Genomic DNA, 18,352 nt, shown 5'->3' with positions numbered 1-18,352 from the left:
CGTCGAAAACGGGCGAGCGCGCTTGTAGCTTCGGGAGGCGGAACCGCCGCGGAACCGACCCCGAACCGGGACGATCTTCAGGCGTCGTCCAGCGGTCTCGCGACCATCTCGCCCCACGGCTCGAAGCCGCGGCGGTTGTAGAACCCCTTCGCGCGCTCGTTCGCGGGGTCGACGTCGAGGACCAGCCGGTCGAGCGGGAGGTCCTGATCGGCGCCGAGCGCAAGCGCGGCGTCCAGCAGGTCGTCGGCGACGCCGGTCCCGCGGTGCTCGGGGGCGACGAACAGCTCGTTCAGCACCGCGGCGTCCCAGACCATCGACAGTCGCTCGGGGAGCACGAACGCGTAGCCGACGAGGGCACCGTCGCCCGGCGTCCCGCTCTCGCCCTCACCCTCGACCGCGACGGTCACGCACCGGTCGTCGTCCGCGACGCAGCGGTCGACCCAGTCGAGCCAGCGCTCGCGGTAGGCGTCCGTGAGTTTCCCCTCGTAGGCGGCCGCCTTCCCGTCGCCGCCCGTGTTCTCGCCGAGGCCGCGCTCGAAGGCGATCTTCAGTTCGTACAGGCCGTCGGCGTCTCGCTCGCGGTCGTAGGGGCGGATCTCGGGACTCATGCGCCCTCCCCCTCCAGCACGAACTCCGCCAGCGTCGGGACGAAGGTGCCGATGTCGGTGACCATCCCGATCGCCTGCGCCGAGCCGCGGTCGAGCAACTGGGTGACGGTGGCGGGGTTGATGTCGACGCAGACGGTCTTGGTCGTCGAGGGGAGGCAGTTGCCGACCGCGACGGAGTGGAGCAGCGTGGCGAGCATGATCACGAGGTCGGCCTCGTGGGCCTGCTCGCGGATCGCGTCCTGCGCCTCGACCGCGTCGGTGATCGTGTCCGGGAGCGGGCCGTCGTCGCGGACCGACCCCGCGAGGACGGTGTCGACGTCGTTCTCGACGCACTCGTACATCACCCCCTCCGTGACGATTCCCTCCGCCACGGCGGCCCCGATGCCGCCCACCCGGATTATCTCGGAGATGGTCCAGATGTGGTGTTTGTGGCCCTTCCGGGGGTGTTCGAGCGTCTCGACGTTCATCCCGAGCGAGGTGCCGTAGATGGACCGCTCCAGGTCGTGGGTGGCGAACCCGTTGCCGGCCGAGAGCGCGTCCACGTAGCCCGCGGCGACGAGGTCGGCGAGCGCGTCGCCCGCGCCGGAGTGGATCACGGCCGGCCCCGCGACGACCATCACCTCGCCGCCCTCGTCTTTCACCGCGCGCAGCTCCTCGGCGACCTCGCGGATCGTCGACTCCGAGGGGCGCTCCGCGGAGACGCCGCCCTGCATGAATCCGAACGCGCCGCCGCCGCTCCGCGGGCGCTCGGGCGGGTTCACACGGATCCCGGACTGGTCCGTCGCGACGAGGTCGCCCTCCTCGACGGCGTTGAGGGTCTTGGTGTAGGCGCGCGGGCCCTCGCCGGCGTCCGCCCCCGGCTCCGGGTCGACCACCAGCGCGCAGTCCATCTCGATCCGCTCGACGTCGATCCACTCGCCGTCGTACAACACCTCGGTCGGGTGGTTCGTCGTCGAGTAGAAGTTCGGCGGGACGACCTTGTCCGCGGGCGCCGCGACGAGCTCCACCTCGGAGGGGTCCTCGAGCACCGCGCCGTTCTGGTGGAGCTCGTGGAGGATGTCCCGCAGCGTCTCGGGGTCGTCCGCGGAGACGGTCAGGCGGCAGTACGACTCCTCGGTCTCGTGTTTCCCGACGTCGAACCGCTCGACGTCGAAGGAGCCGCCGAGGTCCATCACCGCGCCGAAGCAGCGCTGCATCGTCCCGCTGTCGATGATGTGACCTTCGAGTTCGACGGTCCGCGAGTGGGTCATACGGGGGCGTCGCGCCCGGCGGGGAAACCGGTTTCCCTCAGATCAGGCCGAGCGCGGTGAGGATCTGGTTGCCGAAGATCATCGCGATCAGGCCGGCGAGCATGACGAGCCCGGACGAGACCGTGATCGTCCGCACCGCGGCGTGCCGGTCGCTGATCGGGACCCGGCTGATCACGGCCTCGGCGACCATCCGGAGGATGCGGCCGCCGTCGAGCGGGAACGCGGGGAGGCAGTTGAACAGCGCAAGCTGGATGTTGATCCACCCCGACCAGAAGAGGAGGTTCGCGAGCAGGAAGGCGCCGCCGCCGAGCGCCGCGAGCGGGCCCTCGACGACGAAGAAGTTGGTCAGGTCGCCGGTGAACCCCGCGAAGTTGAACGGGAGCCCGAAGAGGCTGCCGAGCGGGAGGATGAGCGCGACGAACACCAAGCCGAGCGGGGACTGGGTGACTCCGCCGAGCGGGACGCCGTCAGCGGCCTCCCCGCCGTCGCCGCCGAGCAGTTCGAGGTACGCGCCGGCGGGGTACTCCGTGACGCCCACGTCGTCGAGCGCGAGCCCGCTCGTTCCGGGGAAGACGCTGACGCCGATGAAGCCGCCGTCGCGGCTCGGATGGGGGTCGAGCTCCACCTCGTGCGTCGCCTGCTCGCCGTCAGCGTCGTAGACGGTGACGGGGACGGTCTCGCCCGGGTCGCGCTCGCCGAGGACGGCCGAGAGCGCCTCGTTGTCGACGACGCGCTCGCCGTCCACCGAGACGATCGTCAGCGGCTCGCCGAGCGCCGCGCCCGCGTCGTGGATCGGGCCGCCTTCCTGGACGCCGACGACGTACGCGCCGATCAGCACGTCGGGGACGGTGACGGCCCCCTCGCCGTCGGCGGTTTCGACCCCGGAGGCGTTCTCGGCACCCGGCGCGTCGCGGACCTGGTCGAGGACGCTCGCGTTGCCGGTCACCGTCAGCGCCGCGCGCTCGTCGCCGCCGACCGCGTCGTAGAACGCCGACTCGGTCGCGACCGCCTCGCCGTTGACGGCCGCGATCGTGACGGGAGCGCCCTCGATCGTCACGCCGAGGGGGTTGCCGCCGGCGGAGCCGACCACCTGTAGCTCGCGGTCGACCGTCACCGTCTCGCGGGCGTCGCCGTCGTCGACGGTGAGCGCGACGGACTCGCCGGCGTCGGCGATCGCGGCCTCGAACTCGGCGCCCGTCTCGACCGGCGCGCCCGCCACCTCGACGATCCGGTCGCCCTGCGAGAGGTCGGCGGCGGCCGCCGGCGAGCCGGGGTTCACCTCGCCGACCGCGTAGCCGGGCGCGGGCGAGATGGCGCCGACGACGGGCCCGAACAGGAGCGCGAAGACGACGATCGTCAGGACCGTGTTCGCGGTGACGCCGGCCGCGAACATCCGGGCGCGGGCGCCGCGGGAGGCCTCCTGCGTCGCCTCCTCGTCCGGCTCGACGAACGCGCCGACCGGGAGCAGCGCGAAGAAGACCAGTCCCATCGACTCGATGTCGATGTCCTCGACCCGGCAGAGGAGCCCGTGCGCGCCCTCGTGGACGACCATCGCGCCGGCGAGCCCGGCGACGATCTCGGGCGCGACCGACAGCGGGAGGAAGTCGTTGACGCCGGGGATGATGAGGAAGTTCTGCGGCTGCTGGATCGCGGACGGCTGCGCGGTCGAGAACGCCGACCGCGCCGACGAGAGGATGAGCGCGAACGACGCCACCATCGCCACCAGGGCGCCCCCGAGCCCGAGGTTGGCGACCGCGCGCCAGAACCGCTTCGGCGCAGCCAGTCGGCCGAGGAAGGCGCGCCCGCGGAGCGTCCGGAGGGTCAACACCGGACCGGAGACCCTGAACGCGTCCGGCAGGACCCCCCGGTTCCGCAGCCACATCGCGACCGCGGAGTAGGCGAGGACCCCGGTGAGCACCCAGAACAGCGTGTTCATTACGACCCGCTAAGGCTCGGCCGTTCCTAAGGGGTTCGGTTCCCGGAACCCCCGGCGGCGAGGACTGATACGCCTCCCGCCCGTGTGTCGCGGTATGACCGACGCAGACCGAACGCGCGCCGAGACCGAAGCGGACGCCCCCCTCGAAGCCGAGCGGTCGCTCGCGCCGCTGATGGGCGCGACGTACGTCGTCGCCGGGATCGCGCACTTCCTGATCCCGGAGCGATTCGCCGAGGCGATCCCGCCGTCCTTCCCGCGGCCGGTCGGGCTGGTCTACCTCTCCGGGATCGCAGAGGTACTCCTCGGGATCGGCGTCGCGATCCCGCGGACGCGACGCGCCTCGGCGTGGGGGATCGTCGCCCTCCTCGTCGCGGTGTTCCCCGCCAACGTCCACCTCGCCCGGAGCGAGACGCTGAACGACCTCGTCCCGGAGCCGCTCGTCTCCCCGGCCCGGCTCGCGGCTTGGGTCCGGCTACCGTTTCAGGGCGTGCTGATCGGGTGGGCGCTGCGCTACGCGCGCGCCGACGAGCCCGAGTCGGCGGCGGCGGAGGCGTGAGGCGCCGCCGCGAACTCAACACCCAAGTACCCCCCGGTCCAAGCGTGGCCCATGATGGCGCTCATCGACTTCGTCTCGCGGCTGGTCGGCGACGTCGGCCGGTTCGTCGACATCTTCCTGAACGACCTGATCCTCGGCGCGGGCGACCCGCTGTCGGCGCTCCTCGTCGTCGTCGGACAGGTGCTGATCGTCGCCTCCGTCAGCGCGCTCGGGTACGCGGCGGCCGGCGCGCTGCTCGGCGAGATCGGCGTCGACCTGCCTTCCCTCGGCGGTCGCGGCCGCTCGGAGTAAAAACGGACCAGCGGACGACCCGGCCGGAAATCCGTCAGTCGTCGTCGCCCGCCGCCGACCGGGTCACGGCGGCCTCCGCCGGGGCGTCGGTCGCGATCCCCTCCTCCGCGCCGTCCGGCACCTCGAACTCGTTCAGCCGCGCGAGCAGCTCGTCGGACTGCTCCGAGAGCGTGTGGACCCGCTCCGTCACCTCCGAGACGGTCGCGGTCTGCTCCTCGGCCGCGGCCGCGACGGTCTCCGCCTCGGTCGCGGTCTGCCTGCTCACGGACGCGACCCCGTCGACCATGTCGACGACCTCCTGGGTCGTGCGCGCCTGGTCGTCGGTCGCGTCGCTGATCTCCTGGACGGTCTCGTCGACGGTCGTCACGTCCTCGACGACCCCCTCGAACTCCCGCAGCGTCGACTCGATGGTCTCGACGCCCTCGGCGACCTGCGCCTCCATCGCCTCGGCGTCGGCCGCGGTCTCGGCGGACGCCTCCTGGACCGCCTCGATGCGCCCGGAGATCTCCGCGGCCGACTCGCGGGTCTCCTCGGCGAGCGACTTCACCTCGTCGGCGACGACCGCGAACCCGTCGCCGGAGCCGTCCGCGCGGGCCGCCTCGATCGAGGCGTTCAGCGCGAGCAGGTTGGTCTCCTCCGCGATCTCGTCTATCACGGCCGCGATCTCGTCGATTTCGCCGACCCGCTCCGCGAGGTCGGTGACGGCGGCCGCGGTCTCGCCGATCCGGCTCTCCAGGGTCTCGAGCTCGGCGATCGCCTCGGCCGCCTCCTCGCGCCCGGAGCGACCGCGGTCGGCCGCGTCGCGGGCCGTCTCGGCGGCGTCGTCCGCGGAGGCGGCGATCTCCTCGACGGTCGCCGACAGCGTGTTCATCTCGCCCGCGATCGCCTCCAGCTCGTCGGTCTGTTCGGCCGCGCCGTCGGATATCTCCCCGACCGAGCCCGCGACCTCGCCGCTCGCGTCGTCGACCTCGTCCATGCTCGCGCGCACGTCGTCCGCGGTGCCGGCCACGTCCGCGGTGAACGCGCCCACGTCGCCGAGCGTCTCGCCGAGCGTCGCGACGAGCCGGTTGTAGTTGTCGACGAGCTCCGCGTACCGGTCCTCGTCGGTCGCCAGCGCGTCCTCGTCGATGGTCGCCGTCAGGTCGCCGTTCTGCGCGCGCTCGGCGGCGTCGCCGAAGGCGTCGACGAGCGCCTCCAGTTCGGTCGTGTAGGCGGCGAGGTTCTCTGCCATCTCGTCGAGCGAGTCGCCGAACGACCCGGGCACGTCCTCGTCGAGCGCCGGGTCGTCGAACTCCTGCGCGGCGAGCGCCTCGGCCTGCGCCGAGACGGTCGTGAGGTAGCCGTGGACCTCGCCGAACGCGGCCACGAGGCTCCCGACCTCGTCGGGCTGGCTCGGGTCGAGGGCGTCCGCGGCGTCCCGGTCGACCTCCTCGACATCGCCCGCGGCGATCGCCTCGGCCTGGCGCTCTAACGCCCGGATCGGGCCGACGAGATCCCGGCGGACGATGAGCAGGGTGTTGTAGATGGCGACGACGGACCCGAGGAACAGCGCCCCGGAGACGACGTACGCGACGGTGCCGGAGAGGACGAACTGCGCGAGAAAGATACCGACGGTGACGAGGAACTGGATGCCGACGGCCGCGACCATCTTGCGCTCTATCGATTCCGAGACGCCGAGCCCGTCCATCGTCCGCCAGAGGAGGGCGTCGTACCGCCCGCGTATCCCGGGGCGGCGCTGCCGTGTCGTGGACATGTCCGGACCTCGACGAGACCGGGTTATCAACCTCCCGCCGGCGTTATCAGGACCGATTCTCGATTGTCACGCCGCGGGAATCCGAGGACCGGGGCGACGCCGATCGAACGGCAGGCAGTCGAACGGCGAGCGGCCGCGCGGTCGCGGGGCCGCAGAACAGTCCGTCGCGGGGTCTCAAAAGAGGCCGTCGACCGCCTCCGTCGCGGGGTCTCAAAAGAGGCCGTCGACCGCCTCCGTCGCGGGGTCTCAAAAGAGGCCGTCGACCGCCTCCGTCGCGGGGTCTCAAAAGAGGCCGTCGACCGCCTCCGCCGCGAGGTCGACGGCGGCCTCCAGGTCGGGGCCGAGCGGCGACCCGACGACGAGGCCGTCGGCGTGCTCGGCGACCGCGGCGGCGCGCTCGCGGACGGTCTCGGGCGTGCCCGCCATACAGAACGCGTCGACCATCTCGGGCGTCACGCGCTCGAAGGCGGCCGAGAACTCGCCGGCGGAGACGCGATCGCCGATCTCGCTCGCCGCGTCCGGGTCGATCCCGTGGCGCTTCAGGACGGGCGGCGCCGCGCCCGCGGTGATGAACGCGACCGGGGGGCGGGCGGCCTCGCGGGCGGCGGCCTCCTCGTCGGCGACCGACACCGCGGCGTACGCGATCAGGTCGAACTCGCCGCGGTGGTCCGGCCTGTCGTCGAGGCCGTCGTCGACCTGGTCGCGGGCCCACGCGAGGTCCTTCGGGTGCGACCCGTTGTACAGCAGTCCGTCGGCGTGTTTCGCGGCCATCCGGCACATGTGCGGCCCCTCGCCGCCGACGTGGACCGGAATCGACGCGCCCTGCGGCGGCTCGTAGTTGAGGCCGGCGTCCGCGGCGTCGAAGGCGCCCTCGTGGTCGACGCGTTCGCCCGCCCACAGCTTCTGGGCGGTCTTGAACGCCTCCAAGACGGGCCGGAGCCCCCGCTCGTCCTCGAGGCCGAGGTTCGAGAGCGTCGAGGGGTCGCCCGGCCCGAGGCCGAAGACGGCGCGCCCCCCGGCGACCTCGTCGAGGGTGGCGACCTTCGAGGCGAGCGTCACGGGGTGGGTCTCGTAGGGGTTCGCGACGCCCGGGCCGAGCCGGACCGACTCGGTGGCGGCCGCGAGCCGCGAGAGGAACGCCCACGGGTCGCGGTTGTTGTAGTGACACGTCGAGTAGACGGCGTCGTAGCCGGCCTCCTCGGCGCGGACGCCGAGGTCGACGAGGCGAGACATCTCGTGTTCGGGGGTGAGTTCGATGCCGAGCATGGTTACTCCTGAAACGTCCACTCCCGCAGGGCCTGGCGGACGAAGTCGCCCTCGACCTCGCGGAAGTGACTGTCCGAGCCGTCGTGGTCGCCGAACTCCCAGTCGCGGACGACGACCACGGGGGTCCCGCCCGCGCCCTCGCCGGCGACGAGGTTGGCGGCCGCGGCGAGCTCGTCGACCACGTTCTGGACGGTGACGCCCATCTCGCGGCCGTCGCGGTCGCGCTCGCCGCGCCAGTCGCGGCTGGCGGGCATCCCCGCCCAGCCGATCGCGACCCCGCGCTGCCCGTGGCGGAACGGGCGCCCGCAGGTGTCGCTGACGACGACGCGGTCGGCCGCGAGCCCCCGGCGGATCCGCTCCGCGCTCTCGGAGGGGCGCTCCGGGAGGAGCAGCAGGTCGCCGCCGGGGACGTTCGACCGGTCGATGCCGGCGTTGACGCCGACGTGGCCGAAGCGCGTCGCGGTGAGGAGGAACGGCGCCTCCATCACGAGCTCCGTCGACTCCTCGATGACGGCCTGCGCGAACCGCGGGTCCTTCTCCTCGCCGGTGATCTCGGCGAGCCGGTCGGCCACCTCCCTCGCGCGCGGGCTCGCCGGGAAGTCATCGAGGTCGAAGACGCGGCCCTCCGCCTTCGAGACGACCGTGCTGGCGACGACGACCACGTCGTCCTCGCGGAGGTCGACGCGCTCGCCGATCATGGCCGCCAGGTCGTCCCCCTCCCGGATCTCCGGGAGGTCCGGAACCGCGAACAGCTCCATGCGATCACCTGCGCGGCGACGTGGAAAAACCCCGCCGGTACCGGGCCGGTTTGACGCTATCCAGGGCGTGGTATGTGACGAGGGCCGGTCATCGGTGTCAACGTTCGGACAGAGAAGCAGGCGTTAATGGCACGATACCGCGCGCAACGCGGTTTCTGTTAAACGTATATTAGGAGATGGCAGCGATAACGAGTCATTCAGCCGAACGGTTTTGTACCGTGACCGGCGACCCTCGGCCGCGATGTGCGAATCAGCGACTGAACCCGATCCGGCGCCGATCGGGACGCGAACGCGCGTCCCGGCCGACAGCGACGACGACGAACCGTTCCTGACGCGGACCCGCGCCCCGTGAGGGGCGGCGGGCCACGATTTCGCTGATTTTTCGCCGCCCCCGTCTGCCCTCGTCCGCACCCGTCCGCACGGCTTATAGGCGACTCCGTCGAACCCGGTGTGTGGACCTCCACGTCCGGTACGAGGGCGACGACGACCCCGACAAGTGTACGGCCCGGAAGCTCTCGCGGTTCGACCTCGCCGAGCTCCACCGCTCGGACCGGGCTACGCCGTACGGGGTCGTGCTCAACCCCCACGCGGAGCGCGCGCTCTCGCCCGCGGACGCCGAGCGGGCCGCCGAGAGCGCGCTCGTCGCCCTCGACTGCTCGTGGGAGTCGGCCGGCGAGAAGATGTTCAGCCTCCCCGGCGAGCACCGCGCGCTCCCGTACCTCGTCGCCGCGAACCCCGTGAACTTCGGGCGACCGATGCGGCTCACGACGGTCGAGGCGTTCGCGGCCGCGCTCGCGATCCTCGGCGAGCGCGACCACGCGGAGCGCGTCCTCGCGAAGTTCACCTGGGGCGAGACGTTCCTCGAACTCAACGCGGAGCCGCTCCGGCGGTACGCGGCCTGCGCGGACTCGGCCGAAGTGGTCGCGGTCCAGCAGGAGTACCTCGACCGGGAGTAGCGGCCGCTCGCCTCGGATCCGGCGGTTCCGATAGCGGCACCGAACGGGGTCGCGACAAGCCTTTTGCGTGGTTCGGCCGTATTGAACACCGATGGTTTCCACAGGCGACGACGCACCCACGTTCACCGCGACGGTCGGCACGAGCGACCACGAGCCGTTCGACCTCGACGAGCGGATCGGCGACGGGCCGGTCGTGCTCGCGTTCTTCCCCGGCGCGTTCACGCCGCCGTGTACGAACGAGATGATCGCGTTCCAGGAGCGCGCCGACGCCTTCGCCGACGCGGGCGCGACCCTGTTCGGGATCAGCGCCGACTCGCCGTTCTCGCAGGGCGCGTTCCGCGAGGAGCACGGCATCGAGTTCGACCTCGTGAGCGACATGGCCGGCGACGCGATCCGGGCGTACGGCCTCGAGATCGACATCGCCGACCTCGGGCTCCACGGCATCGCTAACCGCGCGGTGTTCGTGATCGACGACGACGGGCGGATCGTCTACGACTGGGTCGCCGACGACCCGACGAACGAGCCCGACTACGAGGCGGTCCTCGACGCCGTCGAGAGCGCTTAAATATCGGATTATCGCCAAGGAGTCGTTTCTGCTGCTGTTCGGATCGCTTTTTTATACGGTACTGAGGTGCGCGTAGCGCCGGTGACCTCGCACCCGCTCCTCGCGGGCGAGGCCCGCTCGGAGGCGCGCGCCGACGCCGAAACGACCACTTTCGACTCCCTCGGAACCGGCAGTCTTGAAGATGTGCGATTATTCGCCGACCACGCCGCCGATGGCGCCCGCGAGCGCCGAGTCGACCGCGAGCAGGAACGTGAGGAACAGGCCGACGACCAGCACGCCGGCGCCGCCGAGCAGGCTCCCGACCGGGCCGCCCACGAGGCCGACGAGGCCGCCGAACAGGGCGAGCAGCAGCGTGACCACGACTCCGCTCACCGACCCCGCCAGCAGTCCGTGCCAGAAGCCGGAGAGCAGGCCGCCGCCGGCCAGGTACCCCGCGACGAAGCCGCCGACGAGGCCGGCGGCCGCGTGCCCCACCACGGGGACGAGCGTCGCGAGCAGCCCGGCGATCAGCATCACGACGAACCCGTAGCCCACGGCGCGCCAGTCGGTCATGCGACGAGGTAGCCTATCCGCGGGTAAATACTTCGTCGTCAAATTACTATTTCTATACGTTTATTTAATAACTCTTGATAAGAGAGGCCGTTGGAATGGTAGCTGGATTAATAACGCTGTGAGCGGTAGCGGTTAGTAATGAGCGACTCGCGCGACGCGGACGGTCACGACGACGAGCCGACCGACCGCCCCGCCGGCGCGGCGACGGACGAGCCCGACGGGGCGCGGCTCCGGCTCTCGGTGCCGGACATGGACTGCTCGTCGTGCGCGGGGAAGGTCGAGGGCGCGCTCGACCGCGAGGGCGTGCTCTCGGTCGACACCCGCCCGACCACGGGCGTCGTCGTCCTCACGTACGACCCCGACCAGACGGACGTCGAGGCGCTGACGGCCGCGGTCGAGGGGGCCGGCTACGCGGTCGCCGACGCGGAGTCGGACGGCGTCGCCGACGACCTGTTCACGAGCCCCCGGGCGATCGCGACCGCGGTCGGCGGGCTGTTCCTCGGCGCCGGCCTCGTCTTAGAGTGGCTGCTTCCCGGCCTCGACCCGACGTTCGCGACGGTCGGCGGCGTGGGCTTCCTCGGGCCGTGGACGGTCACCGGCGCGTCGGTCGCGTACCTGGTCGCGGTCGCGGTCGCCGGCCCGCCGATCCTGCGGAACGGGCTCTACTCGCTGCGCGGCCTGAGCCTCGACATCGACCTGCTGATGAGCGTGGGGGTCGTCGCAGCGCTGCTCGTCGACCTCCCGTTCGAGGCGGCGACCCTCGCGGTGCTGTTCTCGGTTGCCGAACTGCTCGAACGCTACTCGATCGACCGGGCGCGCACCTCGCTGCGCGAGCTGATGGAGCTGTCGCCGGACGAGGCGGTCGTGATCCGCGACGGCGACGAGGAGACGGTCCCCGCCGAGAGCGTCGCGACGGGCGAGCGGCTCGCGGTGCGGCCGGGCGAGCGCGTCCCGCTCGACGGCGTCGTCCGCGAGGGCTCCGGCGCGGTCGACGAGTCGCCGATCACCGGCGAGTCCGTCCCGGCGGAGAAGGCGCCCGGCGACGAGGTGTACGCCGGCTCGATCAACGAGGCCGGCTACCTCGAGATCGAGGCGACCGCGCCCGCGAACGAGTCGACCATCGCGCGGGTCGTCGAGCTCGTCGAGGCCGCCAACGGCGAGGAGACGCGCGCCGAGCGGTTCGTCGACCGCTTCGCGAGCGTCTACACCCCGATCGTCGTGGTCGGCGCGGTCGCGACCTCGGCGCTCGGCCCGGTCCTCGTCGGCGGCGGCGCGGAGACGTGGTTCGTCCGCGGGCTCACCCTGCTCGTGGTCGCGTGTCCGTGCGCGTTCGCCATCTCGACGCCCGTCAGCGTCGTCTCCGGCGTGACCGCGGCCGCGCGCAACGGCGTCCTGATCAAGGGCGGCGAACACCTGGAGGCCGCCGGCGACGTCGACGCCGTCGCGCTCGACAAGACCGGGACGCTCACGCGCGGCGAGCTGTCGGTGACCGACGTGGTCCCCCTCGGCGACCGCGGGGCCGACGACGTGCTCGCGTGCGCGACCGCCATCGAGCGCCGGAGCGAACACCCGGTCGCGGCGGCGATCGTCGCGCGCGGCGAGGAGGCGGGCGCCGAGCCCGACGGCGAGGACGCGACCGCGGTCACCGGCTTCGAGGCGCTGACCGGCGAGGGCGTCCGAGCGGACCTCGACGGCGAGACCCACTACGCCGGCAAGCCCTCGCTGTTCGAGGAGCTCGGCTTCGACCTGAGCCACGCGCACGTCCGGCCCGACGGCGGGGTCGTCCGCGAGCGCGACGCGGACGCCGACGCCCCCGACGACGCGGGCGCGAGCGTCACCGAGCCCGAGTCCTGCGACCACGGCCAGTACCTCGACCTGGCGAGCGAGACGATCCCCCGGCTTCAGGCGGAGGGCAAGACGGTCGTCCTCGTCGGCACGGAGACGGAGCTGGAGGGCGTCATCGCGGTCGCCGACACCGTCCGCCCGGAGGCGGCGTGGGTCGTCGACCGGCTCCACGACCTCGGGGTCGACCGCGTCGCGATGCTCACCGGCGACAACGACCGGACCGCGCGGGCGATCGGCGAGCGCGTCGGCGTCGACGAGGTGCGCGCGGAGCTGCTCCCGGACGAGAAGGTCGACGCGGTCCGCGAGCTCGCGCCCGAGGCGGAGGGCGGCGTCGCGATGGTCGGCGACGGGATCAACGACGCGCCGGCGCTGGCGGCCGCCGACGTGGGGATCGCGATGGGCGCCGCCGGCACCGACACCGCCATCGAGACCGCCGACGTGGCGCTGATGGCCGACGACCTGACGCGGCTGCCGTACGTCGTCGACCTCTCCTCGCGCGCGAGCTCGACGATCCGGACGAACATCGGCGCCTCCCTCGCCGTGAAGGCGCTCCTGGCGGCCGGCGCCCCGCTGGGCTACGTGAGCGTCGCGATGGCCGTGGTCGTCGGCGACATGGGGATGAGCCTCGGCGTCACCGGCAACGCGCTCCGGCTCGGCGGCGTCGAGCCCGCGGAGCCGCCGGCGGCTGACGCGGCCGCCGACGAGTCCGGCGCGTAGCGGAGCGCGCGCCGCCGGTCGGCGGGAGCCGGCGAGATCGGCCTCACGATTTTTATCGGCTCGACGGCAATTCGGGCGCATGCCCTCCGAGAGCGGACCCGCGGCCGCGGCCGACGCGGTCGACGCCGTCGAACCCGCCGACGCGGTCGAAGACGCAGAGCCCGACGACGCGACCGCGACCGACGAGGCCGACTCGACTCGCGGTCCCGGGCGCGAGGCGATCGAGTGGGGACCGGTCCGGTACGACCGGCTCAGGTCGCTCGCGGCCGGCGCGACGGCCGGGATCGCCGGCGCCGTCCTCGTCGGGATCGGGGTCGTCGTCGCCGCGGTTCTCACCGGGACCGGCGAGTTCGCGCTGCCGAGCGTCGGCCTCGCCGAGGCCGCCGTCGGCGTCGGGTTCCTGTTCGCGCTCGCGGTCGCCACCGTCCCCTCGCTGTACGTCTGGTACCGGGAGACAGCGGTCAGCGAACTGACCGTCTCTCGGCTGCGCGAGGCCGCGGGCGCGCTGCGACCCGGCTGGACGCTCGCCGGGCTCGGCGCGGTCGCCGCGGCGGCGCTGTCGCTCCCGTCCGACCTCCTGCCGGCCTTCTGGCCGCTGTTCTGGCTCGTCTGGTTCGTGCCGGCCGTCGTCCAGTCGTCGGGCAAGACCGTCCGGCTTGACCCGGCGGCGGCGACGGTCGAGCGGACGTACCCCAGCTACGACCGGACCCGGAGCGACGACCTCGGGTCTGTCGTGCGGACGCGGCGGATCGACCTCCGGTGGACGACGCTGTTCCTGCTCGCGTACCGTGGGAACGCGTGGTTCCGGTCGACGCCGTGGCTGTTCGTCCCGACCGACCGCGCCGACGAGGTCGAGGCGACGCTCGACGCGGTGCTGGCGGAGAGCGACGGCCCGGACCGCGCGAGCGTCCCGGAGCGGCTCACCCTCGCGGTCCTGGGATCGTTCTCGCTCGTCGTCGGCCTCCTGATGGCCGTCGCGGCCGGCGAGGGCGCGGGCGGCGTGGCGCTGGCGCTGCTCACGGCGCCGTTCTCCCTCCTGTTTCTCGCGCTGGCCGCGCGCCTGTGAGACGCCCCCGACACCGGACGTGACACCCCCTACCACGCGACTCATATACTCGCGGACCGTAGCACGGACATGGACAGACAGCGTCTGGAACGCGCGCTCGAAGACGAGTTCGGCGGGACCGAGGCGGAGCGGCGCGCCATCTCGCGGGCGGCCCGCGACCTCGTCGACTCCGGGCGGCCTTCCGAGGACCGCGGTCACGGGCTGACCGTGCCGGGGGTGGTCGGGCACATGGAGGACGCCCCGGACGGCTCCTCGCTCGTCGAGCGCTGGAACTGGTGGATGGGCGCATTCGACGCCGCCTACGGCGGCTACGACTACTTCACGGTGCGGTTCGTCGAGGACGACGAGGCGACCGGCCTCCGTCGATAGGGGGAGGCGGACCCCGGAGCCGCCGTGCCCGAATCGCCGTCCAGCGGTTCGGAGCGGTTCACTTTCACTTTCACTCCGGGGATGGCTCGATTATAGGGGCGTTCCGGCCCGAGGGAGAGGTATGAGCGCAGTAACCGCCGACCGACCGCGGTACGCGACGCCGACGCGCGTGGACGTCACCGACTGTCGAACCGACCGCCTCCCGGACCGCGTCCGGGCGAACCGCGTCGACGGCAGCGAGGTCCACCTCGAACGCCGGGGCGGACGGACGTTCCTCGTCACGCGACCGACCGAGTGACCGTCGCTTTCGGGCGGCAGTAAAGAAGAACTCAGCGCCCGGCCCCGTCAGTCGTCCGCGGGGAGTTCCGTGCGTGTCAGTTCGCCGTCCCCGAGCCGGCCGTCGAGACCGACGCCGAGCGTCTCGTTCGTCCGCGCGACCGACTCGGCCGCGTCGATGTCGGTCGCGAGCGCGCGGACCGCGTCCACGTTCTCGGGGACCACGTCGGCCTCCTGGTGGACGTTCTGGAACAGGTAGAGGTCCCGGCCGGTGACGCTTATCGACTCCTCCCAGACGCAGTTCTCCCAGAGGTCGCCGCGGGGCCGCCCCGCGTCGGCGGCGTAGTCCTTCAGCGCGCCCGCGCCGTCGATGCCGGCGGTCTCGGGGATGAGGAAGATCCGGCTCTCGTCGGCGAGCAGGTCGCGGACGGCCGCCGGGTCCGGCTCGGTCGCCAGCGTGACGTTGACGCTGTGGGTGTGCATGCCGGTGACCGGCGCCTTCAGCGCCGCGGTGTCGACGGCCACGTCCGGGAGGATCTCGTTCACGTCGGGGCCGTGGTGGGAGGGGACCGTCGCCGGGTCGGGGACGATGTCGTTTATCGGGCCGCGGTCGGTCTCGTTCGGGTCGCCGCCGCGGCGCACGAGCGTGACGCGCGCCTTCTCGACGCCGAAGGTCTCGTCGAGCGGCGCGAGCAGCCGCGAGAGCGCGGTCGTGTTACAGGAGACGACCCGGACGGAGTCGGCGCCGCGGGCGGCCTCGAAGCGGCCGCGGGCGTTGAACGAGGCGTCGGCGACGGCCGCGTCCTCGCCGCCCTGAAAGATCGCCGGCGTGTCGTGGGCCTCGTAGACCGGCGCGTTGCGCTCGCCGACGCCGGAGGGCGCGCAGTCGACGATCACGTCGACGGCGTCGAGCAGGTCGCCGAGGGTCCCCGCCAGGTCGACGCCGGCGGCCGCGAACCGGTCCGTGCGGTCCTCGACCGCCGCGTAGAGGTCGTATCCGCGGCGGGCCGCGGCTTCGACGCCGTAGTCCGGCGACGCCTTGGTCACGCCGACGAGCTCCATGTCGGCCTGGGCCGCGACGGCGTCCGCGACCCGCTTGCCGATCGTGCCGTAGCCGTTGACGCCCACGCGTATCATGTGCGTCCCTCGCTCGGGGACCGGTATAATCTTTTCGAGGTACGCAAATTGAAATTAACTACCCCACGAGTAATCGATCGGTTAATTCGACGCCGATCGGCACCGGACGTAAATAATTCAATTACGAAATAGAGTAAAATCGCCGATGACAAGGCCTAACGCCCGGGCGGACGGAGACGCGAGCATGGCTGCCGACCTCTCCGACGCCGCGGCGACCGCGGTCGAACAGTGCCTGAACGTCGCCTCCGACGAGTCCGTCGTCGTCGTCACCGACGACGAGCGCGAGCCGATCGGCGAGGCGCTCTACGCGGCCGCGAGCGCCGTCACCGATGACGCGACCGTCCTGCGATACCCGCCCGCGGACCAGCACGGGACGGAGCCGCCGGCGCCGGTCGCGGCCGCGATGCGAGAGGCCGACGTCTTCCTCGCGCCGACGACGAAGAGCCTGAGTCACACCCGCGCCCGCGGCGCCGCCTGCGACGCCGGCGCGCGCGGCGCGACGCTGCCGGGGATCACCGAGGACGTGTTCACGACCGGGCTCGACGCCGACTACGCCGCAATCGACGCCGCCTGCGACGACGTGCTCGACCAGGTGGCCGACGCCGACGAGGTCCGCGTCACCGCGCCCGCCGGCACGGACATCACGTTCGGGATCGGCGGCCGCGAGTGGCTCGCCGACACGGGCATGGTCCGCGAGCCGGGCGACTTCTCGAACCTTCCCGCCGGCGAGGTGTTCGTCGCGCCCGAGACCGCGACCGGCACGTTCGTCGTCGACGGAACGATGATGCCCCACGGCCTGCTCGACGAGGGACAGACCCTCTCCTTCGAGGTCGAGGACGGGTTCGTCACCGACATCGACGACGACGCGATCCGCGCCGACGTGGAGGCGGCCGCCGAGGACGTCGGCGACGCCGCCTACAACCTCGCGGAGCTCGGCATCGGGACCAACGGCGGCGTCGAGGAGCTCGTCGGATCGGTCCTGTTAGACGAGAAGGCGGGCGGCACGGTCCACATCGCGATCGGCGACAACGCCGGTATCGGCGGCGAAACGGACGCGCCGCTCCACCTCGACGGGATCATCCGGGAGCCGACCGTCTACGCCGATAGCGAGCCGATCGACCTGCCGAGCACGTAAGACGGCCTCAGGCGGGAATCTAACTAGTTGGTTATAAATGACCGAGGCGGTGGCGCGTGCCGACGAGCGCCCGCAGGGCGCGAGTCGCACGCGCGAGGGAGTCGGTGGTTCGGAGCGAAGCGGAGAACCGCCGACGAGGCTGGGGAGGCGTGAGGTGCGGGGCTGTGTGGGGCGGGACTCGAAGGGGCGGTCGCGAGGCGGGCGCAGGCGACGGAAGCACCGCAGCGAGCGAACGGAGTGAGCAAGCGAGGAGCGCACCGAGCGTGCGCCCGCCTCGCGACCGGGGCTTCGGCGGTCTTCATCGCGCCAGCGGCAGCGGAGGAGCAACCGAACGGTTCCGCATATCGCTCGTCTTATTCCACGACCGCGAGCGCGACCCCTTCCACGTCCCGGACGCCGACCACCTGGTGTCGCCACCCGTCGCCGGCGCCGACGCAGAGCGTGCCCGCCGCCGTGACCGCGACCGAGAGGCCGGGGCCGTAGCCGAGCGCGACGACCGCTTCGTCCACGGGGAGGTCGGCGGTCTCCCACGCCTCGGCGCCCCACTCGCCGCCCGCGTCGGCGTGAACCAGCAGGTCCCCGTCGACGACCGCCGTCGCGTGGCCGTCGCCGTCGGCCGCGACCGCGTTCGCCGGTCCCTCCAGCGCCGTCATCCAGCCGTTACCGAGCCAGTAGAGCCCCGCGCCCGTCGCGGCGAGCGGCATCCCGGCGCCGGCCACGTCGCGCGCGTCGTCCAGTCCCACGTCCGTGAGCCCGCCGTCAGCGACGCGGAACACCCCCTCTGCGCCCGCGACGAGCGCCCCGTCGACCGCGCGCGGCTCCGAGACGGTTCCGAGCCGCGTCGTCGAGGCGACCGCCGTCCCGTTCGGTTCGAACGCGACGCGCTCGACCGCGCCGCTCTCGCGGGCGACGAGGAGCGCGCCGTCACGCGCTCCCGTCGCGTCGCCGCGCCCGCTCGCCGCGCCGACCGCGACCGCCGCGTCGTCGTCGACCGATTCGAAGTCGGGGTCGTCGCCGACCGCGGCGACCGAGAGCCCGTCCGGCGTCGCCGCGGCGACGAGGTCGGCGGCGCCGTCGCCGCGCGCGAGGACGGCCACGTCGCGGGCGGGGTCGCGCGCGACCATGTCGAACGCGCCGACCTTGTCGGCCGACAGCGAGACGCGGACGATCCCGGTCCCCGTCGCGACGTAGGCGTCGGTGCGGCCGGCGCTGTCCGCGTACACGCGCTTTTCGTCGATCGAGATGTCGTCCTCGGCGGGAGCCATCGGCCCCCCGTTCTCCGCGGCGGGACATAAGCCCCGCGCGCCGCCGCTCTC

General features: G+C 72.5%; 18 protein-coding genes. 9 read left to right on the top strand and 9 right to left on the bottom strand.

The features are described 5' to 3' along the window. Positions 1 to 77 precede the first annotated feature (77 nt). From HPS36_RS12265 to HPS36_RS12255, 3 genes are read right to left on the bottom strand one after another with little or no spacing between them, the layout of a single operon-like run. Positions 78 to 608, bottom strand: coding sequence for a GNAT family N-acetyltransferase (locus HPS36_RS12265; RefSeq protein WP_173230363.1), 531 nt, complete (start codon positions 606 to 608; stop codon positions 78 to 80). After that, the gene (locus HPS36_RS12260; RefSeq protein ID WP_173230362.1) at positions 605 to 1,858 is read right to left on the bottom strand and encodes an ornithine cyclodeaminase; all 1,254 of its coding nucleotides are present in this window, start codon (positions 1,856 to 1,858) and stop codon (positions 605 to 607) included. Before HPS36_RS12260 ends, HPS36_RS12265 begins: the two co-directional genes overlap by 4 nt. A gap of 37 nt (positions 1,859 to 1,895) precedes the next feature. Then, a complete protein-coding gene (locus HPS36_RS12255; protein ID WP_173230361.1) occupies positions 1,896 to 3,794 on the bottom strand; it encodes a site-2 protease family protein in 1,899 nt (632 codons plus the stop codon). 94 nt (positions 3,795 to 3,888) lie between these two features. Between HPS36_RS12255 and HPS36_RS12250 the strand changes: the two genes are divergently transcribed. After that, complete coding sequence (locus HPS36_RS12250) at positions 3,889 to 4,350, top strand: DoxX family protein (protein ID WP_173230360.1); 462 nt, start codon at positions 3,889 to 3,891, stop codon at positions 4,348 to 4,350. A 51-nt stretch (positions 4,351 to 4,401) separates the two neighbouring features. After that, positions 4,402 to 4,641, top strand: a complete 240-nt coding sequence (locus HPS36_RS12245) for a hypothetical protein (protein WP_137716003.1) — start codon at positions 4,402 to 4,404, stop codon at positions 4,639 to 4,641. 34 nt (positions 4,642 to 4,675) lie between these two features. Here the strand turns inward: HPS36_RS12245 and HPS36_RS12240 are convergent, their stop codons facing one another. The 3 genes from HPS36_RS12240 to HPS36_RS12230 all read right to left on the bottom strand — a co-directional run bounded on the left by HPS36_RS12240 (position 4,676) and on the right by HPS36_RS12230 (position 8,418). Continuing rightward, a complete protein-coding gene (locus HPS36_RS12240; RefSeq protein WP_173230823.1) occupies positions 4,676 to 6,328 on the bottom strand; it encodes a methyl-accepting chemotaxis protein in 1,653 nt (550 codons plus the stop codon). 348 nt (positions 6,329 to 6,676) lie between these two features. Next, positions 6,677 to 7,660, bottom strand: a complete 984-nt coding sequence (locus HPS36_RS12235; RefSeq protein WP_173230359.1) for a 5,10-methylenetetrahydromethanopterin reductase — start codon at positions 7,658 to 7,660, stop codon at positions 6,677 to 6,679. A gap of 2 nt (positions 7,661 to 7,662) precedes the next feature. Further along, positions 7,663 to 8,418, bottom strand: a complete 756-nt coding sequence (locus HPS36_RS12230; RefSeq protein ID WP_121564081.1) for a coenzyme F420-0:L-glutamate ligase — start codon at positions 8,416 to 8,418, stop codon at positions 7,663 to 7,665. A gap of 452 nt (positions 8,419 to 8,870) precedes the next feature. On the opposite strand from HPS36_RS12230, the gene HPS36_RS12225 reads away from it, so the two are divergent. Together HPS36_RS12225 and HPS36_RS12220 are read left to right on the top strand one after the other, a co-directional pair. Next, on the top strand, positions 8,871 to 9,374 hold the full coding sequence (locus HPS36_RS12225) for a DUF367 family protein (protein WP_173230358.1): 504 nt from the start codon (positions 8,871 to 8,873) through the stop codon (positions 9,372 to 9,374). Positions 9,375 to 9,465: 91 nt separating this feature from the next. Next, positions 9,466 to 9,939: a redoxin domain-containing protein gene (locus HPS36_RS12220; protein ID WP_173230357.1), complete on the top strand. Its 474-nt coding sequence runs from the start codon at positions 9,466 to 9,468 to the stop codon at positions 9,937 to 9,939. Between the two features lie 189 nt (positions 9,940 to 10,128). Here the strand turns inward: HPS36_RS12220 and HPS36_RS12215 are convergent, their stop codons facing one another. After that, positions 10,129 to 10,491, bottom strand: coding sequence for a DUF5518 domain-containing protein (locus HPS36_RS12215; RefSeq protein WP_173230356.1), 363 nt, complete (start codon positions 10,489 to 10,491; stop codon positions 10,129 to 10,131). A 138-nt stretch (positions 10,492 to 10,629) separates the two neighbouring features. On the opposite strand from HPS36_RS12215, the gene HPS36_RS12210 reads away from it, so the two are divergent. The 4 genes from HPS36_RS12210 to HPS36_RS12195 all read left to right on the top strand — a co-directional run bounded on the left by HPS36_RS12210 (position 10,630) and on the right by HPS36_RS12195 (position 14,786). Further along, on the top strand, positions 10,630 to 13,053 hold the full coding sequence (locus tag HPS36_RS12210) for a heavy metal translocating P-type ATPase (RefSeq protein WP_173230355.1): 2,424 nt from the start codon (positions 10,630 to 10,632) through the stop codon (positions 13,051 to 13,053). 79 nt (positions 13,054 to 13,132) lie between these two features. After that, the gene (locus tag HPS36_RS12205) at positions 13,133 to 14,119 is read left to right on the top strand and encodes a hypothetical protein (RefSeq protein ID WP_173230354.1); all 987 of its coding nucleotides are present in this window, start codon (positions 13,133 to 13,135) and stop codon (positions 14,117 to 14,119) included. A 69-nt stretch (positions 14,120 to 14,188) separates the two neighbouring features. Then, the gene (locus HPS36_RS12200; RefSeq protein ID WP_173230353.1) at positions 14,189 to 14,488 is read left to right on the top strand and encodes a hypothetical protein; all 300 of its coding nucleotides are present in this window, start codon (positions 14,189 to 14,191) and stop codon (positions 14,486 to 14,488) included. A gap of 121 nt (positions 14,489 to 14,609) precedes the next feature. Continuing rightward, entirely contained in the window at positions 14,610 to 14,786 is a 177-nt protein-coding gene (locus HPS36_RS12195) for a hypothetical protein (protein WP_006112147.1), read from the top strand. A 47-nt stretch (positions 14,787 to 14,833) separates the two neighbouring features. Here HPS36_RS12195 and HPS36_RS12190 read toward each other — a convergent pair whose 3' ends face one another. Further along, positions 14,834 to 15,901, bottom strand: coding sequence for a type II glyceraldehyde-3-phosphate dehydrogenase (locus tag HPS36_RS12190; RefSeq protein ID WP_173230352.1), 1,068 nt, complete (start codon positions 15,899 to 15,901; stop codon positions 14,834 to 14,836). 184 nt (positions 15,902 to 16,085) lie between these two features. On the opposite strand from HPS36_RS12190, the gene HPS36_RS12185 reads away from it, so the two are divergent. Continuing rightward, positions 16,086 to 17,036 (top strand): aminopeptidase, encoded by a 951-nt coding sequence (locus tag HPS36_RS12185; protein WP_173230351.1) that lies wholly within the window; start codon positions 16,086 to 16,088, stop codon positions 17,034 to 17,036. A gap of 353 nt (positions 17,037 to 17,389) precedes the next feature. On the opposite strand, the gene HPS36_RS12180 is transcribed toward HPS36_RS12185, so the two are convergent. Then, positions 17,390 to 18,301 (bottom strand): HVO_0234 family beta-propeller protein, encoded by a 912-nt coding sequence (locus tag HPS36_RS12180; RefSeq protein WP_173230350.1) that lies wholly within the window; start codon positions 18,299 to 18,301, stop codon positions 17,390 to 17,392. Positions 18,302 to 18,352: the final 51 nt, after the last annotated feature.

The sequence above is a fragment of the Halorubrum salinarum genome (assembly GCF_013267195.1).
Lineage (GTDB): Archaea > Halobacteriota > Halobacteria > Halobacteriales > Haloferacaceae > Halorubrum > Halorubrum salinarum.
The sequence above is the reverse complement of the archived record's forward strand: the minus strand, read 5'-3'. Positions and strand labels throughout refer to the sequence as shown.